Below are 26,802 nucleotides of genomic sequence, written 5' to 3' on the forward strand. Positions count from 1 at the left end.
ACCTAATTAAAAATATATCTCAGACCAATCTGCATACCCCATGTGGTTGAAGTAGTGGTTACATCTCTGAATGCAGTGGTAGGCAATATGGTTTGTCCGCCAACCTGCACGGTGTTCATTGTAAAAGTTGGTACACCTTCGGCAGTAACACTTCTTCTGGTTAATAGCGTATTTGCACCTGAAATAAGCGTTTGCTGAATGCCCCATTTTGAATTGAGCATATTGCCAACATTTATAATATCCAGGCTAAGTTGTAATGTATTCTTTTGTTTACCGATATTGGTGAATATATCCTGCAATACTTTAAAATCAAAACGATGCAGCCATGGCAGCAAAGCCCCATTTCTTTCTGCATATTTGCCACGCATTTTGCTCAGGTATTTATCATTATCAATAAATGCATCAAAAGCAGCTTTTTGCTGTTCAACCGTAAATGGTGTGCTGCCGGTAATAGCGGTAAAGTTTAATTCATCAGCGCTATTAGGGATGTATAATAAATCGGCGCTTATACCATCACCATTTAAATCTCCTGTATATCCATAAGAATACCTGCCAAGATTAGCACCATTATAATACAATGAAATCGTAGTTGCCAGGTGCTTTAAATATTCAATACGGTATGAAATATTACCCACTATCCGGTTGGGAAGCGCATCAGTAGCAGAATATACCGCAAGATCATTAGGTGTATTGATGTTCGGACTGCTGCCCCATGCAGAGCTTGCATTTGAGCCAGGATTGTCTGTTGTAGTGCCCGCAACCGTTGTGCTGTAGAAAAGGGAACCGAACAATCCTTTTCTTACAGGCAGGCTTAAGCCTACTGAAAGGTTCATTGAATATCCTTTATTGGTGTTGGTTAAAACACTTCCTGCATTTCCACCCAGCAATGAATTATACGTATAAGATGCAGCGTTGGGGAAGAAGTCACGGTTGTCGCCGGAATAACTCATTGTTTGTGTTGCGGCCTTTCTGTTTGCGCCAAACTGGTATACCGCCTGGATATCTTTTGTAAACAGGAAGTCGGCAGTTAAAGTAAGGCTTGAGTTAGGTATCGCTTTATCAAAGCCGATACTGCTTCTCCATATCTGTGGCATTTTAAAATCTGGATCTACTAAAGCAAGGCTTGAAGGAACACCATCTTTAGGTGATTTTATAAATACATCTGCAGCGCTTGCTGGTGTATTGTTAAGCCAGTAATATTTTTCAGGGTTAAACCTGATATCTCCGATCCAGCCAGCAGATGCTCCATAGCTTCCTGGTTCAATGGTATTTTGAATTACACCGAGGTTAGAAGGCATGTTGGTTAACCAGACAAATGGTACCCTGCCTGAGAATATTCCGGTTCCCCCACGTAATATAAGAGACCTGTCTCCTTCGATATCCCAACGGAAACCAACTCTTGGTGAAAGCATCAACCTTGTTTTGGGCCATTTGGAGGTATAAAATTTAGTATTGCCGTTTACATCCTGTAGCTCAAGTGCATCAACCGCTGCGTTCACAGGAAGTTTGTCTATGAACCAGGGCACTTCCGCACGTAAACCAAGTGTGAGGCTGAAGTCTTTTGTAAAAGAAATTTTATCCTGTATATATATTGCAGGCAAACCGTATTTTACTTTAGCATAAGGCTCCTGTCCGGGATAAGCATAGGTAAGTCCGAATTGTATAGGCGCTACTTCATCGGCAGTTCCTGTTTTCAAAAAATCTGCTACAGAAGCGTACCTGTAATAAGAAGTACCCATCCTGGTATAACCATTAGCAAACTTTTGTAGTTCAAAACTGGCGCCAAAAGTAAAATTATGCTTGTTGGTTACATAGCTAAGGTTATTAAAGAAGTTGTAGTTATCATTCTTTACTTCGTTGGCGTATGTAAACAATTCATATCCTGCAGAAATATAATTTACATAAGTAGAGCTTGTGCCGGCGCCATCTCCTATATCTATCATCGGGAACTCTTCGCTGTTAGAAGTACGTCCGGTAAATATTTTACTGTAGGTAGCTAAAAATTGGTTGGAAAGTTTTGAACTGAGTTTACTGTTTAATTCAAGTGTAACGGAATTTACTTTGCTGGCAGTAAAGTACATGGTTTTTTCAAAAGCCATTGACTGCGCACTTACCCTGTTTGCAGAAGTAGAACGCGGCTGAGGGCCTGAACTTCCATTAACCAATTCTGGGTAGTCGCTTTCAACCTGGTTATACCGTATAGCCAGCTTATGATTTTTACTGATATTCCAGTCGATACGGGCAAGGTATGACCTTGTTTTGTTCTTGGTATTATCAGCATATCCTTCATATCTTCCCGGGTCATATCCCCATTGATTAATAAGATGGTTGCGTACCGCTTCAAGGTCGCTTCTTTTGGTACGGGCAATATCATTATCCGGGTCTGCAACACCATTTTCAGATGGTTTCCAAAGATTAATTGCTCCGCCCAAAGCGCCGGAATTATCTATATGTTCAGCATTTACAAAAAAGAATAATTTGTTTTTGATGATAGGACCACCCAAACGGAAACCTTTGGTTTCACTTGCACTTTTAGGATTGGTAATTTCTTCTCCGTTAACCTTGTGTCCTGTAATTCCCTGGTGCCTGAAATAATAATAGGCAGAACCGGAGAAGGTGTTTGTTCCGCTGCGTGTTACCGCGTTAATACCAGCGCCGGTAAATCCGCCCTGGCGCACATCATAAGGAGCGATGTTTACCTGTATTTCTTCAATGGCATCCAAAGAAAGACCACCACCGCCAGGCAGCGGGTTATCATTTAACCCAAAACCATTGTTGAAATTGGCACCATCAACCTGCACGTTATTATAACGTCCGTCCCTGCCCGCAAATGAATTTCCATTTGATTGGGGAGCAAGCCTTGTAAAATCTGTAATACTCCTGTTAATAGTTGGCAGCTGCGCTAACTGCTGCGAATTGAGGTTAGAAGAAGCGCCAGTCTTTTCAATGGCATTTCTTCTCCTGTTTCCTGTTATTACTAATGTAGAAAGACTTTTTACATCAACACCCATTACGGCACTCACATTGTATGGCTCACCCAAAACCAATGTAATGCCATCCAGCACAACCGGGCTGAAACCTACATACTCAACTTTTACTTCATACGGACCACCAACTCTTGCATTGGCAATATTAAAAAAGCCACTCTTTCCTGAAATAGTGGTATATACCGTTCCGGAAGGTTTGTGGATGGCTGTAATAGTGGCGCCCTCAAGAAAGACACCTGATGAATCTAAAACTGTTCCGTTAATACCGCTGGTTGTAACCTGGCTAAATGCAGGGCTACAGGCCATAAAAACAATAATAGCGAAAATTAATTTTTTTAATAAGTGTAATTGCATAGCAGATAATTTTTCTCGCTGCAAAGAAAAATCAATATCATGGAAAGTTAATACCAGAATGTTAACATATTATTACGAAATTCAACACATTTACAAAAAATAAATATGTTTTCGTGCAGCTATTTTCTTAAATACTGTTTCAACATGCCTAATTCGTAACTTTGCGAAAATTTTTTCAGATGTTCGATACGATTGAAAGTGCGATTGAGGAAATAAAGCAGGGAAAATTAGTAATAGTGGTTGATGATGAAGATCGTGAAAATGAAGGTGATTTTATTACTGCCGCCCAGAACGCTACACCGGAAGTAATTAATTTCATGTCAAAATATGGCCGTGGCCTGATATGTGCTCCTTTAACAGAAGAAAGATGCGCCGAACTGAAGCTTGACCTGATGGTTAATAACAATACTTCTTTGCATGAAACACCATTTACCATACCTGTAGACCTGCTTGGGCATGGCTGCACCACAGGCATATCTGCTCAGGACAGGTCGAAAACTGTGATGGCTTTAATTAACCCTGAAACAAAACCGGAAGATTTAGGCAGACCAGGTCATATCTTCCCCCTGAAAGCTAAAGCCGGCGGCGTATTAAGAAGAGCCGGGCATACAGAAGCCGCTATTGATCTTGCACGGCTGGCAGGTTTTGATCAACCTTATGGCGGTGTATTGGTTGAGATCATGAATGATGATGGTACAATGGCAAGATTACCTGAGTTGCAGGAAATTGCTAAGCGATTTAACCTGAAGCTGATCACAATAAAGGATCTGATAGAATACAGGTTGAAGGCTGATTCGTTGATTGAGGAAATTGTAAGGGTAGATATGCCTACAAAATACGGGCATTTTAAACTTATTATATTTAAAGAAAGAAATAACCCGTCAAGCGGGGAACATATGGCGCTGGTGAAAGGAGAGTGGCAGAAAGATGAACCGGTGCTTGTACGTGTTCACTCCTCTTGTTTTACCGGTGATATTTTAGGTTCATTCAGGTGCGATTGCGGAGATCAGCTACATGAGGCCATGAAGATGGTTGATGAAGCGGGTAAAGGCGTTGTATTATATATGAACCAGGAAGGGCGGGGTATAGGACTGGTAAATAAATTAAAAGCATATAAGCTGCAGGAAGAAGGCATGGATACAGTGGAAGCAAACCTGCACCTCGGGTTTAAAATGGATGAAAGAGATTATGGTGTAGGCGCGCAGATACTCCGGTATCTTGGTGTTAATAAAATGAAGCTGATCAGCAATAACCCGCGAAAAAGAGTTGGATTGATTGGTTATGGATTAGACATAGTAGAAAATGTTCCGTTGCATATTTGTCCTAATCCTTATAATGAAAAATACCTGCAAACAAAGAGGGATAAGCTGGGGCATGAAATTCTTAAAGACAAGCAATAAAAGAACCAGCCATTGTATTTGTACAATGGCTGTTCTTCTATAAGCTATCTGATCATTACTGCGGATCTTTGCTGATATTATAGGTATATAGTCCTTCAAATCCAGGATAGAAACCATCGAGCTTTACAGAGGAGCCCGATTTCTGAACTTCAGTATTTAGTTCTTCCACACTTGCTACGGGTTTATCATTCACCCTTAAGATTACAAAACCGTCTTTCATTCTTGTTTGCCCATCGATGAGACCGTTCTGGTTTATTTTCTTAACAACCACACCGCCGCTTTGTCCATATTCACCTGCTTTCTTTTTATCAAGGGTTACAAAGTCAGCCCCAAACTCATCCAGCGCAGATACTCTAACGATATCGTATGTGCCTGTTTTATTCTTAAGGGTAACATTTGCTGTCCCTTCTTTTCCGTCTCTAAGGTAATTAACGGTTATTTTATCTCCGGGTTTAAACCTTGCTATCTGCTCTACCATTTCATTGCCGGAAATTACCGGAAAGCCATTCACTTTTGTAATATAATCCCCTGCTTTTATACCGGCAGCAGCAGCAGCGCCGTCTTTGGGCACTTCTCTGACATATACCCCTAATCCTGTTTTATACCCTACTTTTTCTTTTTCTGAATCCGGCGCTTCATCCGGCAGGTAGCTAATACCAAGATAAGCCCTTTGTACGGTGCCGAATTGTATAAGATCGTTTACAATCTTTTTTACAATATTTACAGGAATAGCATAGGAATAACCGGCATAAGAACCCGTAGGAGAAGCAATGGCAGAGTTAATGCCGATCAGTTCACCCTTAAGATTAACCAATGCACCTCCACTGTTGCCCTGGTTAACCGCGGCATCTGTTTGTATATAAGACTCAATAGGCGCCTGGCTTTTACGGCTGTTCAAACCTAATGTTCTTCCTTTGGCGCTGATAATACCTGCTGTTACAGTAGTTTCAAGATTTAAAGGATAACCTATTGCTAGTGCCCACTGGCCTACCTGTACCTGGTCAGAATTTCCATATAAAAGAAAAGGAAGATTTTTTGCCTCAATTTTAAGTACGGCAAGGTCGCTGCTGGGGTCCGCGCCTATTACTTTTGCTGTATAAGATGTTTTATTGCTAAGCCCTACTTTTATTTCGCTGGCGCCATCAATTACATGATTGTTCGTAATAATATATCCATCCTGACTTACTACCACGCCGGATCCGGAAGCCCTTTGTGGAACAGCACGCATTTGTCCACCACCGCCAAAAAAGTCATCAAAAAAATCATCAGGCACCAATCCCTGGAATGGATTACTGCGACGGGGAAGATTATTGCTTGCCTGCTCTCTGCCAATAACTGTGGTTATATGTACTACAGTGGGAAGCGCCGCTTTAGCAGGTTGCACAAAATCAACCAAATCGCCGGGAACATTATTATTACTGTCAAACATGCCGGCATAATTCGCAGGAACTTTTATTCCATCCTGGATTGCCACAGGTTTTGAATTGAAATGATTGTAACCATACATTACTCCAAGGGAGGTTAATCCGCTTATAAGTATTGTAAATACAACATGCTTAATTTTCATTGCTTATAGAGATTTATTTGTAAACTAAATGTATAAATACTTCTTTAAATCCTTCATCAAATGCTATGCCTTTATAATACAAAACGTTAAAAGCTGATAAACTGGCATTTTCAACATTTTGCTTTAACAAATGATTAGGAGCAGCCGCTGTTTTGCAGCACATGAAATTACGATTGTATTCGTAATAGAAATGTTAATGGTTATTCATTTTAAAGTCAAAATAAGCCGGGTTAATTTATGGCGATATCACTTAAAAAACGCATGGTATCTATCCCGTCGGCATAATCCGTTAAGCCCGGTTGTTGGGTGGTACCAAATGGTATCTTTTCTGTGCCGGCGATGCATTGAATTTCTTCAGGGTTCAGTGATTGATATATTTCGTCTTTATTGTTGTAAAACCGGTAATGCAGCTGGCTGATGGGGGAAAATGCAGATGCATTTTCTGACAGGATAACCGAGCCATTTGTCATGTAAAATTTTTGATTGATAATATGCATTGCCAGGTTATAATCGTAGTTATGCTTATACTTATGATTTTCGATGAGGCGATCATATTTTTTAAATACATCCAAAAGAAGAGTAAAGTCATAATTGCCCGGTACAAATATTTGGGTAACATTCCGGCATCCCAGTCCAAAATACATGTATACATCATCAGAAAGCCTTTCAAGGTCTTTGTTCGTTTCGCTGCCTGTAATTATGGCAACGGATGTTCTGTTTCTTCTTATAATATGAGGATACTTTTTAAAATAATATTCAAAATATCTTGCCGAATTATTTGAACCTGTAGCTATATAGGCATCACAACCTTTTAATATCTCCCGGTATTCAATAGTCTCCTTTGCATTGCTTTCAAATTGAACCAGTTTATCGGTAAGATGTTTTAATAAAATATTATCCTTGGCAGATAGCTTTATTGTTTGTTTATGCCCCGCGGCAAACACACATAAAAAATCATGGAAACCAACCAGCGGTACATTGCCTGCCATGGTAATACCAATGTTGATCGCTGTTTTATTTTCGTGTGGTACTTTATATAAAGCCACCCATTCCGATAATTTTTCTTCATCCAGTAAATTGTTGCAGATATTCTGAATGGCGGTTGTAATAAATTCAGGTGTAAACCATGCATTTTGCAGGCTGGCTGTTCTTTGAACTGTTGTCCATTCTTCATCATCGCCAAGCATGTATTGCTTTAGCAGTTGTAATGCAGCCAGTCTTTGTTTTAAATTCAGCATAAATATTTATTCAGATGTGATTATCTTTGGCCTGCAAATCTAATTGCAAAATATTACCCGTAAAATTGTAAATAAGGTATGGCAATAAAAATAACAGATGAATGTATTAATTGCGGGGCTTGTGAACCTGAATGTCCTAACAATGCGATTTATGAAGGAGGGGTTGAATGGGCGCTTGCAGACGGTACTACTGTAAAAGGGAGTTTTACATTAATGGATGGCACTACTATTGACGCGAATGAACGCTTCTCGCCAATAAGCGTGGATACTTATTATATTGTTCCAAATAAATGTACCGAGTGCCAGGGATTTCATGAAGAGCCTCAATGTGCGGCAGTTTGCCCGGTAGATTGTTGTGTGCCTGATGAAATGTACGAGGAAACTGTTGAGGAATTAATGGCAAAGAAGGAAAAATTACATTTGTAAAATTTAGATAAACAGTTTAACTTTAGATTCATAAGATTGTTTGTTAACGAATATCTTTTAAGTTTCTAATAATGATGCTTAGGCGTCATAAAACAGGCGGGTGATATTTCCCGTTGTGGGTGAAGGTAAAGTTCCTTCACCCTTATTTTTTAATACAATAATTCCTATGCTGAAAATTGCTTTTTTGCCGGTTTTGTTATGCGTTATTACCGCATCATGCATTAATACTCCAAAGTTTAAAAATGATGAAAAAAGAATTGAGGCTTTGAATAGCATGCAGCAGGCTGATATAGATTTTTCAAACCGGTCGAAAGAAGTAGGAATGAAAAAAGCGTTTCTTGAATATATGGATGAGGAGGGCGTTATGTTGCGCCCTCAGCGGATGCCAATTGCAGGAGCGGCGGCGGTTGATCTTATCAGTTCTTTAAACGATTCTTCGCTTGTCCTGACCTGGCATCCCGTTGGTGCAAATATGTCAAAAGCAGCAGATATTGGATATACTTACGGTGTTTATACGATGCAGATGGGCGACTCGACTTATAAAGGTACTTATGTTACTATATGGCAAAAACAGGAAGATGGAAGCTGGAAATTTTTACTTGATTCCGGCAATGAAGGAACAGGAGAGTAGTATATGCAGGAAGCTGTTATGAATGAACGGCAAAAAGTTGTTTCTTTGCGTGCAAAAAATTATTAATATACATGAAACCCAATATCGCATTTGTTACAGGAGGCTACTCCGGAGAATCAGTAATATCGTATAAAAGTGCCGTTACTATTGAGAAGCATATTGACCATGAAAAGTATAACGTTTATACCATTGATATAACAACCAATGGTTGGTTTTATAAAGATGGTAATGACAAAGCGGAAGTGGACAAAAATGATTTCAGCATAACAGTTAATAATAAAAAGATCAGCTTTGACGCGGTATTGATTGGTATACATGGCACACCGGGAGAAGATGGCAAATTACAGGGATACTTTGATTTAATGAACCTTCCATATACATCATGCGATGCGGCTATATCTGCGCTTACATTTAACAAGCGTTATACTGTAGCGGTTGCTGCATTCAGCGGCATTAATGTTGCCCGCTCAGTTGTTTTAATAAAAGATCAGTTTGAAAGCGCTGATGAGGCTGTAAAGGATCTTCAGTTTCCTGTTTTTGTTAAACCCAATAACGGTGGGTCGAGTATCGGAATGTCAAAAGTGAACCAGCACTCGGAAGAATTAGGAAAAGCGGTAGCAAAGGCCTTTAATGAAGATGACCAGGTATTGATAGAAGAATTTATTAATGGGCGGGAATTTACAATTGGCGTATTTAAATCAAATAACAAAATAATAACACTGCCTATAACAGAAGTAATCAGTAAAAAGGATTTTTTTGATTACGAAGCAAAGTATACAACGGGTATGGCCAACGAAATAACTCCGGCTGAGGTTTCAGAAGATATTGCAGAACAGGTTAGAGAAACTGCAAAAAAGGTATATAAAATTTTTAATTGCCGCGGGGTTGTGAGAATGGACTTTATATACAATGACGACAAAAAAGCGCCGTTTTTACTTGAAATAAACACAGTGCCGGGGCAAAGTGAAGCAAGTATAGTGCCCAAGCAGGTAAAAGCAATGGGATGGACATTGAAAGAGCTATACTCCTCACTTATAGAAGAAGCTTTAGCAAACGGTAAGCAATAAAAGGGTTGATTTGAAAACCGGTTTTGAAGTGTAGATTTATTAAGATATTTAAAGTATGTTTAAAATAATCACTGATCGCCCGCTCTGGGCAAATATATTGATAGCACTGGGAATACTGTTACTTATATTTTTTCTATTCCTTCAGTCGCTGAAATATTTTACACATCATGGGTCGTATCTGAAAGTGCCTGATGTAAATAATAAGGATATTAAAGAGGCAACAGCATTATTGAATAAAGAAGGCTTTGAAGTATTGGTGCAGGATTCTGTATACTACGATTCTATTCCTCCGCTTGCCGTAGTAAAACAATTTCCTGAGCCGGATGCTTCTGTTAAAGTGAACCGTACCGTATATTTAACTGTAAACAGGGCGGTGCCCCCGGAGATTGAAATGCCCAATCTTGTTGGAATGAGTTTTCGTAATGCAGAGCTTGAGCTTAAATCAAGGGGATTAAAACTGGGCGATACCACATACCAGCCCGATATTGCCAAAAACGCAGTTTTGGATCAGCTATATAAAAATGCAACGATACGACCAGGTACAAAAATTACCATGGGCAATACTATTTCTTTGGTGCTTGGTGCAGGAGTTGGAAGTGAAGAATTGCCTGTTCCGGATCTTTTTGCCATGAGCTACGAGGAAGCAGCCGCTTTGTTAGAGGCAAATAAAATTATGCTGGGTAGTGTGGTGCAGGATGGAAATGTGCAGGATACCGGCGCGGCATTTGTTTTCCGCCAGCAACCTCCGCGGTTTAATGATGATGGTACAATGAACAGGATACGCCAGGGACAAATGATAGATATCTGGATAACCCCTGAGAAGCCTTTGAAAAGAGTGGTAGATAGTACCGGTAAACAACAAAGCCAGTCTACCGGCAGTAATGAGTATTAATCATTCAACATCACAACAAAACATTATAGTATGCAAACAATTACAACTGAAGAATTGAACAAAAGGTTAGCCGCAGGTGAAAAAATTAATCTTTTAGACGTACGCGAGCCACAGGAAAACGCAGCATTTAATATAGGCGGAATTCTTTTGCCCTTAGGAAAAATCAGGATGATGGATACAACCGAAATAGAAGATTTAAAGTCTGAAGAAATAATTTGTTATTGCAGAAGTGGTAACAGAAGCGGACAAGCCTGTTTATTATTAGAGTCAATGGGTTTTAATAATGTAAAGAACCTTACAGGCGGCATGCTTGAGTGGCAGGAAAAGTTCTGATAAGTGTACCGTTTAGAAGTTATCATAAGGTAGTAAAAATGTCAATTACACTGATTTTTTACGTAATTAATTGAAAATCAATTTTCTGAAAAATTAAATTGGTAAATATGAAATTCAATATAAATATTTAAAAACTTGTTTAATCTGAATATTTTTATAACCTTTGTGCCGGTTATAGTTTTTCTTCTGCTCTAACTATTAAACATCCCAATTTCCTTTCCTCCAGTATCAATATGTATAAGCCAGGAATGCTTAATACGAAATTTTAGCCTTTTCTAACTCCAGTGTTGTATTTAAAACCAAGAAAGAGTTCCCTAAAGCCTAACAAATACTGTACTGAAGTATGAAAATCTTTACAAACAGACCTTTTATAGTTCCTCGCTGGATTATACTTATCGCGGATACTGTTATCTCCACTGCATCCTTTGTGTTGTCTTATTTTATTTTGCAGGAATTCCGTTTCCCACTTCTGATAAGGGGACACTTCTTTATATATGCGGGATTATTTGTTGCCACATCCTTAACTGTATTTTACGCTATGCGTATTTACCGGGGGTTGATAAGGTATTCAAACACGAAGGATATGTTCAGGATTTTTTCCGCTGTGCTGGTGGTGAGCCTGATTTATCCTGTTGTTTCAGAATTAGTGGCTATAAGATTATACCGTATACCACGTTTAGACATGCCTACGCTTCTGGTACTTAACTTTTTCATCAGTTCCTCTTTGCTTATTATGTTAAGAACTTCAATAAAGGAAGTTTATATCCTGGCTAAAGGAAATGCATTGGCAGATGTAAAAAGAGTGTTGATATATGGTTCTGACCAGCATGCTATTTTAATAAAACAGGCTATTGAAGCTGCTAACAACGAAAAAGTTGTTGTAAGCGGATTTATTCAATCCGGTGGAAAAAAGATAAACAGCAATATTGAACAAAAAAGAGTATATCATTCCCGCGAATTAGCTGATCTGCATAAGAAATTCAATATAAATAAAGTAATACTTCCGAATAGTCTTTCCAATAATGCTGATGTAAGAAGGATTATTGATCAGTGCCTTAATTTAGGTATCCAGGTGCAGGCTGTACCTCCTTCTGAGCAATGGGTAAGTGGTAAACTCAGCATGGGACAAATGCAGGATTTGCGGATTGAAGACCTTTTGCCACGTAAGCCTATTGAAATAAACAATCAACTGGTTTCAAAAGAAATTTATGGTAAGAGAGTACTTATCACAGGTGCTGCTGGTTCAATCGGATCTGAAATAGCCAGGCAGGTCATGTCTTATAATCCTGAAATGGTTGTTTTATGTGACCAGGCTGAATCTCCGCTGCATGAAATGCAGCTTGAACTTGAAGAAGGTTATCCTGCAGCAAAAATAAAGACCTTTATTGCGAGTATCAGAAACCTGCGCCGGATGATTATTCCATTCAAAGAATATCGCCCTCATATAGTGTTTCATGCTGCTGCTTATAAGCACGTTCCCATGATGGAGAAATATCCGGAGGAAGCAATTTTGACGAATGTTATGGGAACCAGGAATATGGCGGACCTGTCAGTTTGCTTCGGTGTTGAAAAGTTCATCATGATATCTACAGACAAGGCTGTTAATCCTACCAATATCATGGGGGCATCCAAAAGAATTGCAGAAACATATGTGCAGTCTTTGAATAGTTCTTCATTTAACCCTCCTTCTACTGAATTGCTTTCTGACTTATTAAGGGATGCTGATGATGAAAGCATTAGCGTTGTGAATAATAAAACACGTTTCATCACCACAAGGTTTGGAAATGTGCTGGGTTCAAACGGATCTGTTATTCCTCGCTTCCGTTCGCAAATTCAGCATGGTGGGCCTATTACTGTAACACATCCTGAAATTACCCGGTATTTCATGACTATTCCCGAAGCCGTTCAGCTTGTGTTGGAAGCGGCTACTATGGGAAATGGAGGAGAAATATTTGTTTTTGATATGGGACAGCCTGTTAAAATAGCCGACCTGGCTAAAAATATGATTAAGCTGGCAGGCCTGGTTCCGGATAAAGATATTAATATAGTATACACGGGTTTGCGGCCAGGCGAAAAACTTTATGAGGAGTTGTTGAATGAAAAAGAGAAAACTTTGCCAACACATCATGAAAAAATAAAAATCGCCAAAGTTGTTTCAAGGTCTTATAAAGAGGTTTTGAATGATATAGAAAATCTTACTGAATTATGTAAACAGGGAGATCATTTTAAACTTGTTGGTAAAATGAAACTTATTATTCCTGAATTTATCAGCAATAACTCAGAGTTTGCTAAACTGGATGATGTTAAAGGACGGAAGAAAGTTCTGTTTGTTCCTGCTTTTACTGAAACTATTAATATCCGCAATTAATTTGCGGTACCAATGAACGGCAATAGAAAAGGCGGATATCATATATGATCCGCCTTTTTATTTGCAAACTTTTATTCGCTTTTTAACTTATATAATAATTTTAATTGCAGAAAAGCGTACATAATGCCATTCAATTGTTGCCTTATAAGTGTTCTTAGCCCCTCTACAAGGTATGGCTCATTTAAAACTACCCTGTAAGCGCTGATGATCATTTTTTCGCTGTCTTTACAGAATTGAATAACATTTGATGAAAGTTGAGCTTCTGTAAAAACAGGAGGGGTAGATGATGACTGATTGTTTTCTTCAGTATCAATTGCAACTACTGCGCCTATTGATTTTAATTGCGAAGTAAGTTCGCAGATATATTGATTACTCTCCTGGGCAAGCCAACTTATACTGTCTCTTAACTGTTTATCCTTAACCGATATAGAAGCTATTTCATATTTCTGTTTTTCACTCCTGAGTATATCCATCAATTGTGATACTTTGTCCACAATGTATTGCGGAAGGCGGAAGGATGTTGGCTTGATCATAGTAGAGGCTTTGCTTAAAGTTACAGAAATAAAATCAGTTTTCCCTGCGTAACAACAGTACCCGTTTTTGTGAACAATTGGAGTGCCATGTTTGGTTATTTGCAGGTTATAATATCTGTACCTAAACGAATTAACGATTAATTATTTCTTATTTTGCATAACAGCTATACTTTGTTAGATAAGAATCCAGGCAAGCATGAAGCGTATTATAAAAAAATTCAGGATTGATAAACGTATACGGGTTGGATATGGTTCAGCTTTTGTTATTTTACTTTTTTCATATTTACTTACCCTGTATTACAATGTTCAGGCTGATAAACAATCCCAATCTTTTCAGAAAACCAATATTGTCATCACCAAGTTCAATGATTTTATTTCGTTGATGAAAGATGCCGAAATCGGATCTACGCGGTATTTTCTTACCAAAGAAAGAAGCGCGTTAAATCCCTATTATCAAAGCCGCAATGCTTCCAACTCTTTGCTTTATAACCTGGATTCCAATATCACAAATAATACACAGCAAAAGCAATTGATGGGCAGGGCTAAAGCTTTACTTGATCAAAAATTTTCTATTATTGATAGTAATATAACCGCTCTGCAAAACAATAATTATGTATTAACAGACAGCTTGCTGATAAATGAAGAATATGGAAAGTTGGTAATGGATAGTTTGCGAAATGTAATCATTACAATGCAAAATGCTGAAGAGGGGATAAGGGATAAAAATCGGGAAGAACTACAACTCCGGTACAGAACATTAAATGTAGTTATAACAGCTTCTTTAATAATCGCAGTGTTATTATTCATATTTGGGTTTATTACCTATATAACTGAAAATAAAGCAAGGAGGCTTGCTGACCAGAAAGCTGAAGAATACCGGGGGGAACTTGAAAAAAGAGTGGAAGACCTGGATAAGGCCAACAGGGAGCTTGTTGAAATGCGCCGTCTTGAAAAATTTACATCAACAGGCCGTATTGCAAGAACAATAGCTCATGAAGTAAGAAATCCATTGACCAATATTAATCTTTCCGTTGATCAGTTAAGGTCTGAGCAGGACCAGGGAGCAGAAGATCGTAATATATTTTACGATATGATTACCCGCAATAGTCAAAGAATTAATTCCCTGATCACTGAACTTCTCAATTCTACCAGGTTTATAGAACTAAAATCGCAGGCTATTTCTATTAATCAATTGCTTGATGAAGCTCTATCGCTGGCAGAAGACAGGATAATGCTAAATGGTATACAGGTTATAAAGCAATACGATGCAGATATATGTGATCTTGTGGTTGACCAGGAAAAAATCAAGATAGCTTTTCTTAATATAATTGTTAATGCAATTGAAGCTATGGAATCTGAGAAAGGTGTGCTGACTATAAAAACTTATGCCAAACAAAAAAAATGTTATATAGAGATTACAGATAATGGTAGTGGAATGGATGCTGAAGCATTAAGTAAGCTTTTTGAACCCTATTATAGCAGAAAAGCAAAAGGTACCGGGCTCGGGCTTACAAATACAGAGAATATTATTCTTAGCCACAAAGGTAGTATTAACGCGGAAAGTGTATTAGGTGAGGGCACGACTTTTATTATCACACTTAACCTGCCGGGTTAAGCTGAATCTTATATTGATTGCTTATGAAAATTAAAGGTTATTCACTTTACCAGGTGCCACCGCGCTGGTTGTTTTTAAAAATCGAAACAGATGAGGGTATAACCGGTTGGGGAGAACCTGTTATTGAAGGTCGTGCGGCTACTGTAAAAGCGGCTGTGCATGAGCTGATGGAATATCTTATTGGTAAAGATCCCATGCATATTGAAGATCATTGGAACCTGATGTACAGGGCAGGGTTTTACCGTGGCGGACCAATCCTGATGAGCGCTATTGCGGGTATTGACCAGGCTTTATGGGATATTAAAGGAAAATTTTTTAATGCTCCTGTTTACCAGTTGATGGGTGGAAAAGCCAGGGATTCCATAAAAATATACTCCTGGATAGGAGGGGACAGGCCTGCTGATGTAGCTGATGCGGCAAAGACTGCAGCAAATGCCGGGTTTACAGCTGTTAAAATGAATGCTACAGAAGAGCTGCAGTATATTGACTCATTTGCAAAAGTGGAAGAAGTACTGAAACGTGTTTCGGCTATTAGTGAAGCAACAAATAGAACTGTAGGAATAGGCATTGATTTTCACGGGAGGGTGCATAAACCCATGGCAAAAGTTTTAGCGAAAGCGTTAGAACCATTTCACCCTATGTTTATTGAGGAACCTGTTTTACCGGAAAATAATGAAGCATTAAAGGAAATTGCCCAATGCACATCAATACCTATTGCCACAGGTGAAAGGATGTTCAGCCGCTGGCAGTTTAAAGACTTATTGAAAGATGGATACGTGGATATAATACAACCGGATCTGTCGCATGCCGGCGGTATAACAGAATGCAAGAAAATAATATCTATGGCTGAAGCATTTGATGTGGCCGCTGCGCCGCATTGCCCGCTCGGGCCTATTGCTTTAGCGGCATGTTTGCAGGTTGACGCTACCTGCCATAATGTATTTATACAGGAACAAAGCCTTGGCATTCATTATAATCAGGGCAGTGATCTGCTGGATTATCTTACCGATAAATCTGTATTCAGTTATGAAAACGGATTTGTAAAGATCCCTTCAGGACCGGGATTGGGAATTACGATAAATGAAGCGCATGTTATTAAAATGGATAGTGAAGGTCATAACTGGAGAAATCCTGTGTGGCGCCATAAGGATGGAAGCATAGCGGAATGGTAGGGAGGAGTGGGGTGTAGAGTGCATAACAACCGCCGTCAAACATATCTTATAATTAACCATTAAGACATTAAGAAAATTAAGTAAAAAGCCTTGATGACCCTTAACTTCTTAATGGTTTTCAAAACATATATTGTTTTTACGAACTAAATATGGTTCCTGTTAATAACAATATCCCCGGTTTTAAAAGCACATATATATGAAACATCTTTTTGCTGTTTTGTTCTTTTGCTATAGCATTACTGCCTGCAATCAACCAGCTCCCAATGAAGCTGGTATATCCGATACGGCTGCTGTGCATAAAGAAACACTGATAAAAACAGAATGGTATGATAAAACCTTGCCTCCGCTTGTTGATACCGGGTCAACCGCGGAAATAATTGGAAGGGGATTTGACTGGAGCGAAGGGCCGCTCTGGATAGCATCTCTTAAAAAATTAATTTTTTCGGATGTGCCACAAAATAAAATCTACCAATGGCAGGAAGGAGATACGATGAGCACTCTTTATCTTACGCCTTCCGGGTATACAGATGCAGCACCGCGGAAAGGCGAGACGGGTTCAAACGGGCTGGCACTGGACAAGGATGGAAAGTTGCTGCTATGCCAATCTGGTAACCGCCAGGTAGCAAAAATGGATGCAGCGCCTGGTTCACCTGCCGCAGTATATACTGCACTGGCTAAAGGCTATAACGGCAAACGGTTCAATAGCCCTAACGACCTTATTACCGACAGCAAAAACAATATTTATTTCACCGATCCTATATACGGTTTGCCGGAAGGCGAGCATGACCCGGAAAGAGCATTAACGTTTGAAGGTGTGTACAAAATCTCAAATGGAAAAGTAACATTGCTGATTGATTCAATACCTCGTCCTAATGGATTAGCGCTATCTCCCGACGAAAAAACGCTGTATATAGCAAGCAGCGATGATAAAAAGCCGGCATGGTATGCGTATAAGCTTGATGACAATGGAAAAATATTAGGCGGCGGTGTTTTACTGGACGCAATACCTTTAAAAAGCAAAGCCGAAGTTAAGCAGGGCCCTGATGGCTTTAAATTGGATAATGCAGGTAATATTTTCAGTGCAGGTCCTGATGGTATAAACATTATTTCGTCACAGGGTAAACTGCTTGGGTTGATAAAGGTATATGGCCGCTCCTGTTCGAATTGCGTTTTTAATGAAGCAAAAAATGTTCTGTTCGTAACTGCAGATGATGTGGTTATGAAGATAAAGCTTCGCTAATGAATGGGGAATGGCAATAGGGAATGGACAGTGGGCAATAGAGAATGTGTAGCATCTCTCACGTTATACTCAATTTACCATTGCCTATTCACTACTTAATATATCCCAGTATCTTCAGCATACTTTGCGCGGATTGCTCTTTAGCATACAGCCAATCTACCAGTTTTCCATTTTTATCATACTCTACAATCACATGCTTAGGTGATGGGATGAGGCAGTGTTTAATGCCGCCATATCCGCTGATCTGATCCTGGTAAGCACCGGTATGGAAAAAGCCAAGAATAAGCGGCTCTCCATTGGTTATTTTTGGAAGAAACACTTCATTGATATGCTCCTCGGAGTCATAGTAATCATGGCTGTCACAGGTCATTCCGCCTAATACCACACGTTGATACTCCTGGTCCCATTTATTGATGGGCAACAACAAGAATCGCTCACCAATACCCCAGGTATCAGGCAGTGTAGTAATAAAAGAAGAGTCAATCATATACCATGTCTCACGGTCGTTCTGAACTTTTTGTCCAACCACGCTGTATATGTGTGCCATACTTTCACCTACCGTAAAGCTGCCAAATTCAGTATAGATATTTGGCATCGGCACTTTGGCCTTTTTGCATGCACTCTTAATATTTCTTACAATCTCATTGATCATGAACTGGTAATCATATTCAAAACCAAGTGAGTGCTTTATCGGGAATCCGCCACCTATATTGATGGAATCAAGCTCAGGGCATATTTTCTTTAACTGGCAGTACAAGTGAATGATCTTATTCAGCTCACTCCAGTAGTATATGTCGTCCTTAATACCTTTATTTAAAAAGATGTGCAGCATTTTTAGCTGGAACTTATCTTCATTACCTTCAATTTTGTCTACATAGTATTCCAGTATATCCCTGGCGCGTATGCCTAACCGTGAGGTGTAAAAGGGAAATGTAGGTTCTTCTTCTGCTGCAACACGTATGCCCAGTTTAAAGGGTACTTTTACAGATCTGCGGTAAGCTTCCAGTTCATCTTTATTATCTAAAACAGGGATCACATTTTTAAAGCCATTGTTCAGCAGGCGTGCAATACGGGAGGTGTACCCTTTTTGCTTAAAACCATTGCAAATGATATGTATATCTTTTGTGATTTTTCTTTTCTCGTACAGGCGATTGATGATCTCGATATCATAAGCATAAGAAGTTTCGAGATGAATTTCGTGCTTGAGGGCTTCTTCCACCACAAAAGAAAAGTGCGAGCTTTTTGTACAGTAGCAGTAAAAGTATTTTCCTTCGTAACGGTGTTTTTTAAAAGCATCCTTAAACATTTGCTTTGCTTTGTTTATCTGCATGCCTATTTTAGGCAGGTAGGTAAGCTTTAGCGGTGTTCCGTATTTGTCAATAAGGGCTTTCAGATCCAGTCCGTTAAACCGCAGATATCCCTCCTGTACATCAAAGCCTTCCTGGGGAAAATAAAAGGTTTGTTTGACAAGATCGGTGTATGATTTATTCATTGTTTAAGTGATGCCTGTTAATAAGTGAGCGAAATGATTTGCAAATGTAGTTTTTTGAAATATATGCAATAAAAAACCGGTCGTGATTTTTTCACTACCGGTTTAATGTTATCTGGTATCTGGCGAAAATCTTCAATTAACCCAGCCTTTGTATGGTTTATTTAACGGATGCCACCAGCTTTTTGAAGCTTTCAGGCTCATTCATAGCAAGATCAGCCAGCACTTTGCGGTCTAAGCCAACACCTTTTACATTCAATTTATGGATGAACTCAGAATAAGTTAACCCTTCTTCGCGAACTGCGGCGTTGATACGGGCAATCCACAAAGCACGGTATTCTCTTTTCTTTAATTTACGTCCAACATATTTGTATGTTAAACCTTTTTCTACTACGTTTTTGGCAACGGTTAATACATTTTTACGTTTGCCATAATAGCCCTTGGCGGCTTTTAATATTCTTTTTCTGCGAGCTTTTGAAGCTACGGAGTTTACTGAACGAGGCATGATTATAAGTTTTACGTGAGTACGCCTTAACGCACATCAACTGTTTTGTAATGATTTGCTTTTTAAAAGCTGAGGTTTACTTTAAACGCAATAAACGTTTTACGAAATGGATGTTTGTTTTGTGCACTTCACCATCCACATTCATAGCACGTTTACGTTTTTTAGATTTTTTTGTCAACAGGTGACGACGGAAAGACTTCTGGTGGGTAATCTTGCCTGTTGCGGTAACTTTAAACCTTTTCTTTGCGCTTGAATTGGTTTTAACCTTTGGCATTGTTTAAATTATTATGTGTTATACCCGAGGGGCGGCTTCGAACAGACGAAACACTTATGGAGCCTTTGGGGCAATACCAAACCAGTACAATTCCTGATTTGGGGTCGCAAAGGTAATAAAAAAGATTTTTAAATTCAAGTAATATTCTCTTTTTGAACTTTAACGTCCAACAGCTAATTTCGCATCCTAATGCAACTCAGTACAAAACATCTGTTAGGCATTAGAGACCTCCGGCCACAGGATATTCAGCTCATTTTAGATACCGCAGCCCAATTTAAGGAAGTTTTACAGCGTCCTATTAAAAAAGTGCCCACACTGCGGGATGTAACCATTGTCAATCTTTTTTACGAAAGTTCTACCCGAACACGCATTTCGTTTGAATTGGCCGAAAAGCGGCTCAGCGCCGATACCATTAATTTTACGGCAAGCGGCTCTTCGGTTTCCAAAGGCGAAACTTTGCTGGATACAGTGAATAATATCCTTTCCATGAAGGTGGATATGGTGGTTATGCGGCATAGTGCCAGCGGAGCGCCTCATTTCCTGGCAAAACATATTCCGGCAGCCATTGTAAATGCCGGAGATGGTATAAACGAGCATCCTACCCAGGCATTGCTGGATGCTTTTTCCATGCGTGAAAAAAAAGGTAGCCTGGAAGGATTGAAGGTGGCTATTATCGGCGATATCATGCATTCGAGGGTAGCGCTGAGCAATATCTACCTGCTTAAAAAAATGGGTGCAGAGGTAATGGTGGCGGGTCCTCCCACATTGATTTCTCCATATATGCAAAAGGCATTTGATATAAGGGTTGAATACAATGTGAGAAAAGCATTGGAGTGGTGTGATGTGGCGAACGTACTGCGCATTCAGTTGGAAAGGCAGAACCAGGTACTTTTTTCTTCCCTGAGAGAATATAATCTTGCTTACGGCATTAGTAAAAGAATGCTGGATAGCCTGGATAAAGAAATCGTTATCATGCATCCCGGACCAATTAACCGCGGTGTTGAATTAGATAGTGATGTTGCGGATTCAAAACAATCTATTATCTTACAGCAGGTAGAGAACGGGGTAGCTACGCGAATGGCAGTATTGTATTTGCTGGCAGGAGGAGGAAGGAAGGAGAGTTAATTTATTTATGGTTTGTAGTTTGTAGTTAACCCCCAAACCATAAACCACAAACCACAAACCACAAACTTCCACATGAAACGTATTGCGCTCTTTCCCGGAACCTTTGATCCCATTACAATTGGTCACCTTGATATTATTAACCGGTCACTTAACCTGTTTGATAAGCTCATTATAGGTATCGGCAGAAATGCCAATAAAACAGCTATGTTTTCTGAAGAGCAGCGGTTGAAATGGATTAATGAGATTTTTAAGAACGAGAAAAAAGTAGAGGCTGTAGTATATGAAGGGCTAACGATAGATTGCTGCAAAAAACATAATGCTAATTTTATTTTAAGAGGGATACGTTACGTAAATGATTTTGAATATGAGAAGGCTATCGCGGATATGAACAGAAGCCTGTCTCCTGATATCGAGACTATTTTTCTCACCTGTCTTCCTCAATATACTTCAGTAGCATCAACACTGGTTAGAGATGTAATACGGAATGGAGGAAATGCAAGAGCTTTTCTTCCTGCACCGGTAGCCAGGAGTTTGAGATAATGCCGGCTTAAAACATTGTATAAATTTCCTGGCTGAAATTTTTGATCCCATATCCTGTAGGCATCTACTTCCTGATAATTTTTGTTGATACCGAGCTCCCGTTTTCCCCTGTTAATTGCACAATGTATATACCGCTCAACCATTTGCCTGACTCAGTTACAGCAATCGTATGAGTACCAATATTTACAAGTAGCTGCTTAATAAATACAGCCTGTCCGTTAAAATTAAACACCCTGATTGTTATATTTTGTTTTTGCGAGGTTGTATAGATTATATTAAAATTATTGTTGAAAGGATTTGGATTAACCGAGCATGCTGCCTTATTATCCTTTTTTAGCTGCACGCTTTTTATAGCAGTATAATTTTGAATACCAGTAAGCTCTGCTGCGTAAACTCTGTAATATATAATTGCTGCAGAGCTTGTGGAAAGTGTAACATCGGTAAAGCTATAATTATAAGTATGGCTTTTACCTGGTATGCTGGCTACGGAAGTAAAGTCAATTCCATTTTCACTTCTCTGTACAATAAAGATCGTTCCTTCATCAAAGTTGGCCGACCAGTTTATAACAGGTATATTATTTGAAAGGGTTACAGAAAAATTATCCCAACTCACGGGCAATAAAACCAAAGCGGTGTATGCTGATGCACATGCATAGGATGAAAACCCGGTAGTATCCGGGGCTGCAAATACAGCGTATTTCGCGTTTGCATATACTGTTCCCCACTGGTCATCAAAAATTTGTGTGGTCTTTGTTCTGTTTACCGTATATATCCTGAGTGTGTCACCGGTTGTTGTATTTACACCCACAGATGCTCCGCCTCCTAATGTGCTTTTGCCGGTAATATACATGAACCCGTTGCCTTTTACTGTGCCATAGTTAGTAAATACTCCTGATTTAATTACGCCATTACCGGAGCTTATAATATTGCCGCTATTGGTAAAAGATGAACCGTTAGAAGCCAGGAGTAAACCACTATTATACATGGTTACGGCGTTATTGTTTATCGTAATGCCGGTGCTGCCAATAATGCGGCAGGTATTTGTAACCACAGTGTTTCCCCCAAATGTGATCGTTTTTTGTGATTGAAATTTGCCCTCGTTATTAACCTGCCCCTTGCTCGAGTTGAAATTTCCTCCTATGGTCAAATTTTTCTTATTGTTTACAGATGAATTTGAATACAGGTTCAGGTCATTGCCAACAGCCATTTCCGCGTAATTGGTAAAGCTGATACCATCTGCGTAAAAGTTAAAACCTGAATTGATGGTGATATTAGAGTGGTTGGTAAAACTGCTGCCACCGGCATTAATATCAACAGAACCATTAAAATTGATAATAGCAGCGGCATTATTGATCAAAGTTTGTGCACTGCCATTTAATTGTGTGTTACCATTAACGGTAACCGTTCCGTAATTATTTAAGCTAAATCCGTCGGATGTTTGTAAAGAAGCAACAGTCATGGTTCCATATACCGTATACCTGCTTTTATAACCGTTTACGTTTGCCGGCTTAAATGTAGCGCCATTTGCAATCGTAATTTTTCCACCTGTGCCCCAGTTATTAACTGTTCCGGTAAAAACGCCTTGCTTAATATACAGGCTATCCCCGGTTTGTAAGGTATAAGTATTTGAAGTGCCATTATCAACATAAGTTGTCTGGCTGAATATTGGTTCAGGAGACAAATATCCCAGTACTATTATTACAGGGGTATAAAATTTTTTTTTCATTTTGCCTTATAAGTGTTTTTAATATCATGCTAAATGAAAACACTTATTTAGGCTATATTATTATTTAAGGGTTAAACATTTATTTTAACTACATATTTACCCTTATGCTATTGAGTGTGGATTGACAAATATCAACTGTTGTCATCAGAAAAATTGATGAATGACAAAAGGTGTGGCACTTATTCACCATTGGCTATTTTACCCCCGCCCCATCAAATTTACAAATTCATTTACCGGCATTGATGTAAGTTTACTGAAGTCAATAGAAGCATTATAGATGGTTTGCTGCTGCTTGGATGAAAATATTCTTGCCAGGTTGGTTTTGTATTTTTCAATCAGCACAGGTATGCCCTGGTCGCGGCGGCGTTTATGCCCGATGGGATATTCAACTACCACTTCATCAAGCCTGGTTCCATCGTTGAACTCAATAGTAAGCGCATTGGCGATAGAACGTTTTTCGGGGTCGTGGTAATCTTTGGTGAACTGAACATCTTCTTCTGTAAACATTTTATCACGCAATATGTCAATGCGTGGATCAGAAGCTATATTGTCTTCATAATCCGCAGCGGTAAGCCTGCCGTAAATTAATGGCACTGCAATCATGTATTGGATGCAATGATCCCTGTCTGCAGGATTATGCAGCGGTCCCTTTTTATCTATGATGCGTATTGCGGCTTCGTGTGTGCGTATACGTAATGATTTGATATCCTCTACTGATTTATTCAGCGCTTTCAGCTTTTTATGAAGTGTCATTGCTGCTTCTACCGCTGTTTGTGAGTGAAACTCCGCAGGGAAGGAAATTTTGAACAACACATTTTCCATTACATAAGAGCCATAATCACGTTGAAATTTAAACGCATTGCCTTTGAACAATACATCATAAAATCCCCATGTTTTGGCTGAGAGTACAGAAGGGTATCCCATTTCACCTGTTTTAGCAATCAATGCTAATCTTACTGCGCGGGAGGTAGCATCGCCTGCCGCCCAGGATTTGCGGCTGCCGGTATTAGGTGAATGCCTGTAGGTGCGCAGTGAGTGCCCGTCAACAAATGCAAGTGATATGGCATTGATCAGTTCATCTCTTGTAAGCCCGATCAGTTTTCCAACAACCGCGGTTGATGCCAGCTTCACCAGCAATACATGATCTAAACCTACCCGGTTAAAAGAATTTTCCAATGCCATTACACCCTGTATTTCATGCGCACGGATCATACCATCCAATACGGCTTTCATGGTTAAAGGTGGTTTACCATTGGCGATAGCTGTTCTGCTCAGCCAGTCTGCCGTTGCTAATATACCCCCGAGATTATCGGAAGGATGCCCCCATTCCGCGGCCAGCCAGGTATCATTAAAATCAAGCCAGCGGATGATCGCGCCAATATTAAATGCTGCCTGCACCGGATCAAGCTGGTAACTTGTTCCGGGGACTTTTGCCCCGTTGGGAACGATAGTGCCGGGCACAATCGGCCCGAGCAATTTGGTACAGGCAGGATAGGTTAATGCTTCAAAGCCACATCCCAGTGTATCAAGCAAACAGTAATGCGCCGTTTGCCATGCCAGCTCATTTTTTATTTCATAATTCAAAACATAGTCTGCAATATCACTGATCACTTTATCTACAGGCGGACGTTCATTGGAAATAATAGAGGACATAAAAGGTTTTGATTTCTGATTTGAGATTTATGATTTTAAACACCAGCGCTTTTAAGTATAATAATTATTATACTTATTTGATTTTGTTCTTTTTTGCAGTGATGTCTATCGCGGTAAAGATACTAAGCAATTCATTTGCTTCTTTTATTAAAGCATCAATTAGTGAAATAGACGGCACTGATGAAATTTCTTTTGTTATTTCAAGCCAATATAAAGATTCATCTGCCTCTTCTATTACAACGTCGATTTTATAAATAAAATTCGCTTTGGATTTTCCCCGGCATGCGGCCCTGTAGTTTGCACCTACCGAACCTGCGGAGCGGATTAATTGTTTGGCCGTTTCAAACCCCGTAATGTTTCTTGGAAAATTTTCGCATAACCGAAGAACAGCAATGTGAAATTGTTTTGTTCTTTTTTGAAGATCATATTTATTCATAGATTAACATTTAAGCTTTTGTGCTGTCACCCGAATCATAAATCATAAATCATAAATCACAAATCATAAATTTCAAATCCTCTCTTTTCTCTCCACAAACTCCCTGTTCTCCGGCCCGGTATAATTAGCGCTTGGACGGATGATTTTGCCATCCTGCCTTTGTTCAATAATATGCGCACTCCAACCGGTAACACGAGATATTACAAACAATGGTGTAAAGAAAAGCGTAGGCACACCCATTAAATGATAGGATACTGCAGAAAACCAATCAAGGTTAGGAAACATTTTCTTTTCCTCCCACATTAAAGATTCGAGTTTTTCAGCAATACTGTATAATAAAGTATCCCCCGCTTCTTCCGAGAGTTTACACGCCACTCCTTTGATCACTTTATTTCTTGGGTCAGAAACGGTATATACAGGATGACCAAAGCCGATGATCACTTCTTTTCGTTCAAGCCTTGTTTTAATATCCGCGGCAGCTTCTTCCGGTGATGTATACCTGCTTTGTATATCGTAAGCCACTTCGTTGGCGCCACCATGTTTTGGCCCACGTAAAGCACCGATAGCACCGGTTACAGCGGAATAAATATCAGAACCTGTGCCTGCTATAACCCTTGCCGTGAACGTGGATGCATTAAATTCATGTTCAGCATATAAATTCAAAGATACCTGCATGGCTTTCTGCCACGATTCAGATGCTTTTTTCCCATGTAGCAGGTGCAGGAAATGCGCGCCGATGCTATCATCATCTGTTTCTGTTTCTATTCTTTTCCCGTTGTGCGAAAAATGATACCAGTATAATAATGCTGAACTATAAGAGGCTAATAATTTATCGGCAATATCTTTTGCTCCCGCCTGGTTATGATCCTCTTTTTCTGGAGAGATGCTGCCTAGCGCAGAAGTATAGGTGCGCAATACATCCATAGGATGTGCTGCCGCCGGAATTTGCTCCAGTATATTTTTGGCTACAGCCGGTAATCCGCGGAGCGAACGTAACTTATTTTTATATGCGGTGAACTGTGCTTCTGTAGGCAGGCTGCCGTAAATAAGCAGGTATGCGGTTTCTTCAAAATCCGCTTTTTCAGCAAGATCAAGTATATCGTAACCACGGTAGTGTAAATCATTACCGCTTTTGCCAACTGTGCAAAGCGCAGTATTACCCGCGGCAACGCCAGACAGCGCTACACTTTTTTTAGGCTTAAACCCTGCAACCGTATTATCTGTGCTCATA

General features: G+C 39.5%; 23 protein-coding genes. 12 read left to right on the plus strand and 11 right to left on the minus strand.

Features of this window, described 5'->3' with window-relative positions; genetic code table 11:
- Positions 1-2: 2 nt before the first annotated feature.
- Positions 3-3,341 carry a TonB-dependent receptor gene (locus tag DC498_RS13400; protein WP_116874674.1) on the minus strand — a complete coding sequence of 1,113 codons (3,339 nt, stop codon included), beginning with the start codon at positions 3,339-3,341 and terminating at the stop codon, positions 3-5.
- A 179-nt stretch (positions 3,342-3,520) separates the two neighbouring features.
- On the opposite strand from DC498_RS13400, the gene DC498_RS13405 reads away from it, so the two are divergent.
- On the plus strand, positions 3,521-4,741 hold the full coding sequence (locus DC498_RS13405) for a bifunctional 3,4-dihydroxy-2-butanone-4-phosphate synthase/GTP cyclohydrolase II (protein WP_116874675.1): 1,221 nt from the start codon (positions 3,521-3,523) through the stop codon (positions 4,739-4,741).
- A gap of 55 nt (positions 4,742-4,796) precedes the next feature.
- On the opposite strand, the gene DC498_RS13410 is transcribed toward DC498_RS13405, so the two are convergent.
- The gene (locus DC498_RS13410; protein ID WP_116874676.1) at positions 4,797-6,308 is read right to left on the minus strand and encodes a trypsin-like peptidase domain-containing protein; all 1,512 of its coding nucleotides are present in this window, start codon (positions 6,306-6,308) and stop codon (positions 4,797-4,799) included.
- A gap of 230 nt (positions 6,309-6,538) precedes the next feature.
- Positions 6,539-7,546, minus strand: a complete 1,008-nt coding sequence (locus tag DC498_RS13415) for an acyl-CoA reductase (protein ID WP_240628010.1) — start codon at positions 7,544-7,546, stop codon at positions 6,539-6,541.
- A 78-nt stretch (positions 7,547-7,624) separates the two neighbouring features.
- On the opposite strand from DC498_RS13415, the gene DC498_RS13420 reads away from it, so the two are divergent.
- From DC498_RS13420 to DC498_RS13445, 6 genes are all read left to right on the plus strand, one after another.
- Complete coding sequence (locus DC498_RS13420) at positions 7,625-7,972, plus strand: 4Fe-4S dicluster domain-containing protein (RefSeq protein WP_116874677.1); 348 nt, start codon at positions 7,625-7,627, stop codon at positions 7,970-7,972.
- A 100-nt stretch (positions 7,973-8,072) separates the two neighbouring features.
- Positions 8,073-8,603: a YybH family protein gene (locus DC498_RS13425; RefSeq protein ID WP_116874678.1), complete on the plus strand. Its 531-nt coding sequence runs from the start codon at positions 8,073-8,075 to the stop codon at positions 8,601-8,603.
- Positions 8,604-8,674: 71 nt separating this feature from the next.
- Positions 8,675-9,670, plus strand: a complete 996-nt coding sequence (locus DC498_RS13430) for a D-alanine--D-alanine ligase (RefSeq protein ID WP_116874679.1) — start codon at positions 8,675-8,677, stop codon at positions 9,668-9,670.
- A gap of 55 nt (positions 9,671-9,725) precedes the next feature.
- Entirely contained in the window at positions 9,726-10,562 is an 837-nt protein-coding gene (locus tag DC498_RS13435; protein ID WP_116874680.1) for a PASTA domain-containing protein, read from the plus strand.
- Between the two features lie 30 nt (positions 10,563-10,592).
- The gene (locus tag DC498_RS13440) at positions 10,593-10,895 is read left to right on the plus strand and encodes a rhodanese-like domain-containing protein (protein WP_116874681.1); all 303 of its coding nucleotides are present in this window, start codon (positions 10,593-10,595) and stop codon (positions 10,893-10,895) included.
- A gap of 343 nt (positions 10,896-11,238) precedes the next feature.
- A complete protein-coding gene (locus DC498_RS13445) occupies positions 11,239-13,263 on the plus strand; it encodes a polysaccharide biosynthesis protein (protein WP_116874682.1) in 2,025 nt (674 codons plus the stop codon).
- 71 nt (positions 13,264-13,334) lie between these two features.
- On the opposite strand, the gene DC498_RS13450 is transcribed toward DC498_RS13445, so the two are convergent.
- The gene (locus tag DC498_RS13450; RefSeq protein WP_116874683.1) at positions 13,335-13,796 is read right to left on the minus strand and encodes a hypothetical protein; all 462 of its coding nucleotides are present in this window, start codon (positions 13,794-13,796) and stop codon (positions 13,335-13,337) included.
- A gap of 196 nt (positions 13,797-13,992) precedes the next feature.
- Here DC498_RS13450 and DC498_RS13455 point away from each other — a divergent pair, with 196 nt between their 5' ends.
- The 3 genes from DC498_RS13455 to DC498_RS13465 all read left to right on the plus strand — a co-directional run bounded on the left by DC498_RS13455 (position 13,993) and on the right by DC498_RS13465 (position 17,823).
- On the plus strand, positions 13,993-15,411 hold the full coding sequence (locus tag DC498_RS13455; RefSeq protein WP_116874684.1) for an ATP-binding protein: 1,419 nt from the start codon (positions 13,993-13,995) through the stop codon (positions 15,409-15,411).
- 23 nt (positions 15,412-15,434) lie between these two features.
- Positions 15,435-16,583 (plus strand): galactonate dehydratase, encoded by a 1,149-nt coding sequence (gene dgoD / locus DC498_RS13460; protein WP_116874685.1) that lies wholly within the window; start codon positions 15,435-15,437, stop codon positions 16,581-16,583.
- A 196-nt stretch (positions 16,584-16,779) separates the two neighbouring features.
- Positions 16,780-17,823 carry an SMP-30/gluconolactonase/LRE family protein gene (locus DC498_RS13465; RefSeq protein ID WP_116874686.1) on the plus strand — a complete coding sequence of 348 codons (1,044 nt, stop codon included), beginning with the start codon at positions 16,780-16,782 and terminating at the stop codon, positions 17,821-17,823.
- Between the two features lie 91 nt (positions 17,824-17,914).
- Here the strand turns inward: DC498_RS13465 and DC498_RS13470 are convergent, their stop codons facing one another.
- The 3 genes from DC498_RS13470 to rpmI form a co-directional block, all read right to left on the minus strand.
- The gene (locus tag DC498_RS13470; RefSeq protein ID WP_116874687.1) at positions 17,915-19,315 is read right to left on the minus strand and encodes an arginine decarboxylase; all 1,401 of its coding nucleotides are present in this window, start codon (positions 19,313-19,315) and stop codon (positions 17,915-17,917) included.
- A 157-nt stretch (positions 19,316-19,472) separates the two neighbouring features.
- Entirely contained in the window at positions 19,473-19,817 is a 345-nt protein-coding gene (rplT, locus tag DC498_RS13475) for a 50S ribosomal protein L20 (protein WP_116874688.1), read from the minus strand.
- A gap of 76 nt (positions 19,818-19,893) precedes the next feature.
- Positions 19,894-20,091, minus strand: a complete 198-nt coding sequence (gene rpmI, locus DC498_RS13480; RefSeq protein WP_116874689.1) for a 50S ribosomal protein L35 — start codon at positions 20,089-20,091, stop codon at positions 19,894-19,896.
- Positions 20,092-20,280: 189 nt separating this feature from the next.
- Here rpmI and DC498_RS13485 point away from each other — a divergent pair, with 189 nt between their 5' ends.
- Both DC498_RS13485 and coaD read left to right on the plus strand, forming a co-directional pair.
- Entirely contained in the window at positions 20,281-21,216 is a 936-nt protein-coding gene (locus tag DC498_RS13485; RefSeq protein ID WP_116874690.1) for an aspartate carbamoyltransferase catalytic subunit, read from the plus strand.
- Between the two features lie 72 nt (positions 21,217-21,288).
- Positions 21,289-21,756 carry a pantetheine-phosphate adenylyltransferase gene (gene coaD / locus DC498_RS13490; protein WP_116874691.1) on the plus strand — a complete coding sequence of 156 codons (468 nt, stop codon included), beginning with the start codon at positions 21,289-21,291 and terminating at the stop codon, positions 21,754-21,756.
- Positions 21,757-21,820: 64 nt separating this feature from the next.
- Here the strand turns inward: coaD and DC498_RS13495 are convergent, their stop codons facing one another.
- From DC498_RS13495 to prpC, 4 genes are all read right to left on the minus strand, one after another.
- Positions 21,821-23,482, minus strand: a complete 1,662-nt coding sequence (locus tag DC498_RS13495) for a T9SS type A sorting domain-containing protein (RefSeq protein WP_116874692.1) — start codon at positions 23,480-23,482, stop codon at positions 21,821-21,823.
- A 198-nt stretch (positions 23,483-23,680) separates the two neighbouring features.
- Positions 23,681-25,135, minus strand: coding sequence for a bifunctional 2-methylcitrate dehydratase/aconitate hydratase (locus tag DC498_RS13500; protein WP_116874693.1), 1,455 nt, complete (start codon positions 25,133-25,135; stop codon positions 23,681-23,683).
- 73 nt (positions 25,136-25,208) lie between these two features.
- Positions 25,209-25,571: a four helix bundle protein gene (locus DC498_RS13505; RefSeq protein WP_116874694.1), complete on the minus strand. Its 363-nt coding sequence runs from the start codon at positions 25,569-25,571 to the stop codon at positions 25,209-25,211.
- Positions 25,572-25,643: 72 nt separating this feature from the next.
- Positions 25,644-26,801 carry a bifunctional 2-methylcitrate synthase/citrate synthase gene (prpC, locus tag DC498_RS13510; RefSeq protein ID WP_116874695.1) on the minus strand — a complete coding sequence of 386 codons (1,158 nt, stop codon included), beginning with the start codon at positions 26,799-26,801 and terminating at the stop codon, positions 25,644-25,646.
- Position 26,802: the final 1 nt, after the last annotated feature.

It is taken from the genome of Terrimonas sp., assembly GCF_003075435.1.
GTDB lineage: Bacteria > Bacteroidota > Bacteroidia > Chitinophagales > Chitinophagaceae > Agriterribacter.

Bases quoted from the DNA above. Each gene is read 5' to 3' on its own strand.
- DC498_RS13400 (WP_116874674.1), bottom strand. From the start codon at position 3,341: ATGCAATTACACTTATTAAAAAAATTAATTTTCGCTATTATTGTTTTT.
- DC498_RS13405 (WP_116874675.1), top strand. From the start codon at position 3,521: ATGTTCGATACGATTGAAAGTGCGATTGAGGAAATAAAGCAGGGAAAA.
- DC498_RS13410 (WP_116874676.1), bottom strand. From the start codon at position 6,308: ATGAAAATTAAGCATGTTGTATTTACAATACTTATAAGCGGATTAACC.
- DC498_RS13415 (WP_240628010.1), bottom strand. From the start codon at position 7,546: ATGCTGAATTTAAAACAAAGACTGGCTGCATTACAACTGCTAAAGCAA.
- DC498_RS13420 (WP_116874677.1), top strand. From the start codon at position 7,625: ATGGCAATAAAAATAACAGATGAATGTATTAATTGCGGGGCTTGTGAA.
- DC498_RS13430 (WP_116874679.1), top strand. From the start codon at position 8,675: ATGAAACCCAATATCGCATTTGTTACAGGAGGCTACTCCGGAGAATCA.
- DC498_RS13435 (WP_116874680.1), top strand. From the start codon at position 9,726: ATGTTTAAAATAATCACTGATCGCCCGCTCTGGGCAAATATATTGATA.
- DC498_RS13440 (WP_116874681.1), top strand. From the start codon at position 10,593: ATGCAAACAATTACAACTGAAGAATTGAACAAAAGGTTAGCCGCAGGT.
- DC498_RS13445 (WP_116874682.1), top strand. From the start codon at position 11,239: ATGAAAATCTTTACAAACAGACCTTTTATAGTTCCTCGCTGGATTATA.
- DC498_RS13450 (WP_116874683.1), bottom strand. From the start codon at position 13,796: ATGATCAAGCCAACATCCTTCCGCCTTCCGCAATACATTGTGGACAAA.
- DC498_RS13455 (WP_116874684.1), top strand. From the start codon at position 13,993: ATGAAGCGTATTATAAAAAAATTCAGGATTGATAAACGTATACGGGTT.
- dgoD (WP_116874685.1), top strand. From the start codon at position 15,435: ATGAAAATTAAAGGTTATTCACTTTACCAGGTGCCACCGCGCTGGTTG.
- DC498_RS13465 (WP_116874686.1), top strand. From the start codon at position 16,780: ATGAAACATCTTTTTGCTGTTTTGTTCTTTTGCTATAGCATTACTGCC.
- DC498_RS13470 (WP_116874687.1), bottom strand. From the start codon at position 19,315: ATGAATAAATCATACACCGATCTTGTCAAACAAACCTTTTATTTTCCC.
- rplT (WP_116874688.1), bottom strand. From the start codon at position 19,817: ATGCCTCGTTCAGTAAACTCCGTAGCTTCAAAAGCTCGCAGAAAAAGA.
- rpmI (WP_116874689.1), bottom strand. From the start codon at position 20,091: ATGCCAAAGGTTAAAACCAATTCAAGCGCAAAGAAAAGGTTTAAAGTT.
- DC498_RS13485 (WP_116874690.1), top strand. From the start codon at position 20,281: ATGCAACTCAGTACAAAACATCTGTTAGGCATTAGAGACCTCCGGCCA.
- coaD (WP_116874691.1), top strand. From the start codon at position 21,289: ATGAAACGTATTGCGCTCTTTCCCGGAACCTTTGATCCCATTACAATT.
- DC498_RS13495 (WP_116874692.1), bottom strand. From the start codon at position 23,482: ATGAAAAAAAAATTTTATACCCCTGTAATAATAGTACTGGGATATTTG.
- DC498_RS13500 (WP_116874693.1), bottom strand. From the start codon at position 25,135: ATGTCCTCTATTATTTCCAATGAACGTCCGCCTGTAGATAAAGTGATC.
- DC498_RS13505 (WP_116874694.1), bottom strand. From the start codon at position 25,571: ATGAATAAATATGATCTTCAAAAAAGAACAAAACAATTTCACATTGCT.
- prpC (WP_116874695.1), bottom strand. From the start codon at position 26,801: ATGAGCACAGATAATACGGTTGCAGGGTTTAAGCCTAAAAAAAGTGTA.